Source organism: Nostoc cf. edaphicum LEGE 07299 (assembly GCF_015207245.1).
GTDB lineage: Bacteria > Cyanobacteriota > Cyanobacteriia > Cyanobacteriales > Nostocaceae > Nostoc > Nostoc edaphicum_B.
Genome location: NZ_JADEXF010000314.1, coordinates 1 through 5,354 on the forward strand (window position 1 = coordinate 1; position 5,354 = coordinate 5,354).

At 45.0% G+C, this 5,354-nt stretch carries 6 protein-coding genes and 1 pseudogene; 2 read left to right on the forward strand and 5 right to left on the reverse strand.

The genetic code is table 11. The annotated features are described in order from the left end of the window. The 5 genes and pseudogenes from IQ229_RS11360 to IQ229_RS11380 all read right to left on the reverse strand — a co-directional run. A pseudogene (locus tag IQ229_RS11360) lies at window positions 1-265 on the reverse strand (hypothetical protein); the annotation flags it as partial. Between the two features lie 289 nt (window positions 266-554). Further along, window positions 555-791: a hypothetical protein gene (locus IQ229_RS11365; RefSeq protein WP_194043752.1), complete on the reverse strand. Its 237-nt coding sequence runs from the start codon at window positions 789-791 to the stop codon at window positions 555-557. After that, on the reverse strand, window positions 788-1,033 hold the full coding sequence (locus tag IQ229_RS11370) for a hypothetical protein (protein ID WP_194043754.1): 246 nt from the start codon (window positions 1,031-1,033) through the stop codon (window positions 788-790). Before IQ229_RS11370 ends, IQ229_RS11365 begins: the two co-directional genes overlap by 4 nt. Further along, a complete protein-coding gene (locus IQ229_RS11375; RefSeq protein ID WP_194043756.1) occupies window positions 1,030-1,263 on the reverse strand; it encodes a hypothetical protein in 234 nt (77 codons plus the stop codon). The genes IQ229_RS11370 and IQ229_RS11375 overlap by 4 nt, the downstream gene beginning before the upstream one ends. Window positions 1,264-1,444: 181 nt before the next feature. Beyond that, window positions 1,445-2,560 carry a ParM/StbA family protein gene (locus tag IQ229_RS11380; protein ID WP_194043758.1) on the reverse strand — a complete coding sequence of 372 codons (1,116 nt, stop codon included), beginning with the start codon at window positions 2,558-2,560 and terminating at the stop codon, window positions 1,445-1,447. A 305-nt stretch (window positions 2,561-2,865) separates the two neighbouring features. Here IQ229_RS11380 and IQ229_RS11385 point away from each other — a divergent pair, with 305 nt between their 5' ends. Then, complete coding sequence (locus tag IQ229_RS11385) at window positions 2,866-3,036, forward strand: ribbon-helix-helix domain-containing protein (RefSeq protein ID WP_100903772.1); 171 nt, start codon at window positions 2,866-2,868, stop codon at window positions 3,034-3,036. A gap of 532 nt (window positions 3,037-3,568) precedes the next feature. Further along, window positions 3,569-5,354 (forward strand): DUF3854 domain-containing protein (locus tag IQ229_RS11390; protein WP_322743975.1); only part of this gene is annotated, 1,786 nt, incomplete at its 3' end.

Sequence of the window (5,354 nt, forward strand, 5' to 3'; positions counted from 1 at the left end):
GGTCAATACCGTTACCCAAAAATTGACCAAATGCAGCAGAGTATGGATGGTCATCGATGGTTGAATGAGTTGCTAAGAATTCCGTTCCGGTGAAGGGTGGGTAATTTTCACTTTCTTCTAGCGGTGTGGAAAGTGCCTCAATATCCGCTTCAATCATTGCTGACCACTGTTCAGGATTTTCGGCTTTGAATTGCTGCTTTCTTAGGGCGGAGTCGGTCAGAGGTGAGCGTCCCCAATCGTTGGGATTTTTGTAGTCGAGTGCCATGCTGCTAAGATCCTTTATGTGTCTGATGTACTTGATGCACAGATGGGCGATCGCCAAGCTTGCCGGCAGATGCGATCGCTTCATCATCAGTTCTCACAAAACTCAACAAGTTCAAAAACCTCCCTCTGCACTTGGTTTTGACTTAATTCTTTGCGCCTGCCCTTTGAGTCATTGAATATGAAAGGGGCATTGACTCCACAATTAGAACGGTGGCTGTAGCGCAGTTGTTGACCACGGAATTCGTAGAGGTGGTTACGCTGTAAAGTTGTCGTTTCTAACATTTGCTTCCTCAAACTTGGGAATAAAACTCGATATTTAGGATTGCTTCGTGAATCTCCATCAAGGCTTGCACAGCATCACCCAGACGCAGGTCATTCGATGTACTGAACCGTTCGGACGCTTCCATTTGTTTGTAATTTGGGGATGCTTGCACGAACCTAAGAGTCTGTTCGCAACCGAGGATGATGGTCATTATTTCGGTTGTTGTTAGCGATGGTTGTGTCTTTTGGGTGTCTTGGTCGCTCATGACTTGTTTCTTCTCCTTTGGGTTTTCATCGGTGTGGTTGGTGCTTCTGGCTCACTGTTTGGCGCTTGTGGCTGACTCGGTTTTTGAAGTACATAGCTGATTGCACCTCCACCCCCAACAGCTGCGGCAATGGTGAACATATTGTTTCTGCCAAAGTACTGCACTCCGAAGTAGCCAACGGCTAACGCTGCTGCTGTTGCACCAATGCCTAAAACCGTGTTTCTAAATCTGGATTTGGTCATGCTGCCCCCTTAAAATTAGTGACCATTGCGCTAAGTGCCGATTTATTGGGCTGTGTAGATTGCGCTGTTTCAACTTTGGGCGATGATTGTACATTGCCGTGTTGAAAAATCAGTTTCTCTACACCTGCTGAAAGTGCTTGTGTTGGCGCGTCTTGGGGTAAATCAACAATCTTGCACAATTCAATTACTGCTAAGTAGGGGATGGTTATACGCCGAGATTCGTAATTCATTGATTAACCCTGTTTTGTCACTCTCGGAAAACAATAATCTCAGGCAAATTCTGAGACTTTGATTGAATCTAGGTTTGAAGCTTTATTTTCTAACAGGAACTAAAATTTATAGACAAAAAGTGGAAGTTAAAGCCCTGTAAGCGATTGGGCGATTGGATTCTCCCACTCTGACAAAAGAGGGTTAAGCTCCTCTTGCAATTTGAGTTAATAGTTTCAACCCCAAGGCATTGATAAATTGGGGATTATTCAAGACCACAAAGCCTAAACCGGCTAAGTTTTGATCCACCACTGGCAGCGAAACACCACCACCCCAGGCAACAAGGTATTTAGCGCGGTCTAGATAATTGCCAGCAGTCACAAAGTTGGCGAATTTCTCAATCCTGTTTGACCACCACTGATCAAGGCATTGGCTGTACTCGGTTTCAAACTTTTTGCCTGTCAGGTGGTTGCCTCCATAAGTGAAAGTCCCTTCTAGAATGCCCTGGTTCACCAAGCTGGGCGAGTGCTTCACATCCTTGGACAGCAGACTCACTCTGTCGTTTCGCTTGTCGAGGGCTTCTGCAATCATGGTATGCAGTTCACCGCAACCACCCTCTATTAGGTGTCTGTCAATCACTGCACCGCTACCGTTGAACACGGTAATCAACCAAGTCGATGAACCGATATCGAGTGCGATCGCTAATTCTGAGGGGTCAAGTACCAGGGATGCTTCACCGAATAAGCAGTGGGCAATGCTTCCAAATCCTTCGGGGTAAATGCCTGTCACCACGATGTCAACAGTCTTGGTGACAATGGAACGAGTTACAGGGTGCAGATGTTCAAAGGTGTGAGTCCCTTCAACTCGGCGTTTAATCTCAGTTGCCCAGCGTTCTGGGTTGTGATTGCTCAAACTAATTGAAAGTTTGACCCCCGAAGGAATATTCAGAACCGCTAAGTCTGCAAGGATGCTTTCTAGTGCGAGTTCTGCTTTTTTCGCCTTATCTTCGTGTAACAGGGTGTGGTCACTTTGAGCTAGAGCCGCACTGCCCCAAAAGAATTGAACGTCTTTTAAGTCAAGCCGCGAACCTTCTACATATCGCAGCCATGCCCCATCTTTTGAGATGGTTTCGTGGTGCATGATGTTTCGGTTGCGAACAAGTGAGTATGCGGCTGGCATCATGATCGAAAAATCACCGATGATTGCCTTGCCATACCCTGCACCTGAGTCTTTACCTCCTGTGAGGTCAGTTAGCCCTGATTTGGCTAACAAGTCTGCCTGAACTAGCCAGTTTTTGGCATTGGAATATATAGCTGTCATGGTTCAGATAGTTGTTAAAGTCTTGATTTTTCTGGCTTTGGAGAATTTAGAGGCTGAATCGCCTTAAATCCACACATCCAGTTAGGGGTTAGCCATAGCATCACTTTCTGGCTTCTATTGCCTTTGTTTTGTGTCGTTTTTTGGCTGACAAAACTATTATAGCATCTATTTCGATGCACTATGATGGTATTTAGCTGTACACAAAGTTTAAAATAGATGTAGTTAACAGCAATACCGCAGCAGTTTAAACTTAAATAGGAATCACAGCGTATGATTTAGGAGGCAATTTGAAGCGAAAATGATGCATGAGCAAGCGTTTTAGTGTAACGCTACCTGATACTGTATTTGATCAGCTTGAAGCACTAGCTGAGAACCAAGGGCGAACTACTGCCAATCTAGCGGCATACCTGATAGAAGTAGGAGTACGCAATATCAAGGTAGAACCGTTGCCAACTGAAAGAGAGAAGAACAAATAACCGACTCAGCACAAGTGCAGTGCAAAGCCTCATTTCTTGAATAATCATCAACTCTTGTTGAGTAATTTCAAGTAAAAAATCCCAGTCTTGTTAGATATAAGACAGCCAAAAGTTCTGTACAATCAGCAAGTACTCAAATGAAGCGTAAAACGGAGGTGAATATACAAAAGACACAAAAATTAAAAGGACAAAGAGCCACTCAGTAGTGAACGCTTTGCCCGACAGAGAAAATTAAATATTTCAAATATTGGGAAGCGGGGTTTATCTCTAGAGAACCAAAAAAGTGGATTGTAGTTGGAAGCTCGAACCACAGATTGGCGAAAGAGATTAGTCCGCGCTGCTTACTCATATTATATGAGTTACTGTGGAAATTTCTATATTTTCACTGCGAAATTTTGCATATAAATTTATCAAATTTTTTGATAAGTAAAAATTTTCAACAAGCAAAACAGTAAATCTCGTAGATATAAGGTGTAGCAGCGCAATAACCCCCTCCAGATACTAAAAACCAATGTATTTGAGGGAAAAAGCTGTGAAAAATAGTAACTGTGGACTTCAAAAAATTGAAGTTACACAGAGGTACGAGATCATATCCCGTCCCTCTGACATAGAAGCGCACCATTGGAATGAATGGTTAGCAAGTGCTGTTGACCCAGAGTTAACAGCTTTAAATGTCCGTTCTCTTAGTGGCCCCTCAGTATACGAATATCTGCTATGCGCCCTACCTCAAACTGCCAGACGTAACGATGGGCGGCTGCGTGATGGCTACTTGAAACGATATGCCCACGCAGAGTCCGGTGCATGGTGGGTTAGCGGACTTGACCCCCTTAATGATTGGTTGGCGATGGACTGGGGACGGATGAAACCAGATTACCCCCGCCTTGAATGGGACAAGACTACACAGCAGCAAACTCAAAAGCCAGTCAAGTACGAATCACCACCCAAAACTCCCAACCGAGTTACTTACTTGAGAATGCCCCTACATTTATGGCAGTTGGTATCACTTCGCTATAACGTGCCGATGCCAGAACATATTACCGTTACCGACCAGGGAGAAGCGTTAGGTTTTTGGGCTTGGGTTATGGCACATCCCGAAATCCCTGTAATCCTTACAGAGGGCGAGAAGAAGGCTGGTTGCTTGCTGACCTTGGGATTTGTAGCGATCGCACTACCAGGAATCTGGAACGGTCGAGTGGGCAAGGAGGATTTAGAACGACTACACCCTGATTTAGTCCCAATGACTCAAAAGGGGCGCAAATTCGTTGTTCTATTCGACTACGAAAGCAAACCCAAAACCAAACAGCAGATTTTTCAAGCCACACGCCGCACAGCTTCTGCAATTGTAGAACTTTGTTGCCAATGTGAAGTAGCGCTGCTGCCAGGGCCAGAGAAAGGAATTGACGATTGGGTTGTGGCTCTGGGTAGAAAGGCGGATAAAGCCGTCACCACAATGATTGCTGATGCCTTGAGAATCAGCGAGTACAAGCAAAGATTTTTCATCAATCGTGCCAGGGGACTCCATAAGTACAAGCCCAATGTAACGGTGAATACCCGCTATCTCTCACTTGCAATACACTCTCTGCCTCAATCGGGGTTAGTTGGTTTGGTTTCCGACATGGGAACAGGAAAGACTGAAATTTTGGCAGTTCTCAGAAGAGAGAACCCAAACTTGAGCTTTTTGAACAATGGGCATCGGGTTACTTTGCTCAAGAATCTCAGCGATCGCTTACAAACAGCCATGTACTCCGCGATTTCTTGCGGGGATTGGGGTCAGGTAAAAGCTCTCAGCATTACCGTGGATTCTCTGTATAAAATGGCAAATGATTTACAGGCTTATGACATTCTATTTATTGATGAAGCCTGCCAGTATCTCGCTCACTTGCTAAAGTCCAAAACCTGCAAAGAACACAGGGGGGCGATTCTGGAAGTGCTTGAGTATCTAGTTTACAACGCCAAGCTGGTTGTTTTAGCTGATGCTCACTTGGATGATTTGACCATTGAGTTTTTCATGAATTTGCGACCGGCTGGCGAAAAACCCTACATCATCAAAAACCAGTATCGCTCAGGTGGTCGTCAAGTTCATTGGTACGAGGGGAGAAACAGCAGCGCAATCGTTGCAGAGTTCCACGCTCAACTAATGTCGGGTAAAAAACTGATGATGGTCAGCGATAGTAAGCGGTTTATCAAAAAGTTGGAGAGAGCGCTGAATGATGGGGTATCAATAGATACGCCTGATGATGAAACACCGGAATCAGCCGAAGACCGACAGCTACGGGTGTGGGCTATTCACTCGGCAAATAGCGGCTCTGAAGAGAATG

What these genes read in the sequence shown, in the direction of transcription:
- IQ229_RS11365 (WP_194043752.1), bottom strand. Translation starts at nt 791, where the DNA reads ATGAGCGACCAAGACACCCAAAAGACACAACCATCGCTAACAACAACC.
- IQ229_RS11370 (WP_194043754.1), bottom strand. Translation starts at nt 1,033, where the DNA reads ATGACCAAATCCAGATTTAGAAACACGGTTTTAGGCATTGGTGCAACA.
- IQ229_RS11375 (WP_194043756.1), bottom strand. Translation starts at nt 1,263, where the DNA reads ATGAATTACGAATCTCGGCGTATAACCATCCCCTACTTAGCAGTAATT.
- IQ229_RS11380 (WP_194043758.1), bottom strand. Translation starts at nt 2,560, where the DNA reads ATGACAGCTATATATTCCAATGCCAAAAACTGGCTAGTTCAGGCAGAC.
- IQ229_RS11385 (WP_100903772.1), top strand. Translation starts at nt 2,866, where the DNA reads ATGAGCAAGCGTTTTAGTGTAACGCTACCTGATACTGTATTTGATCAG.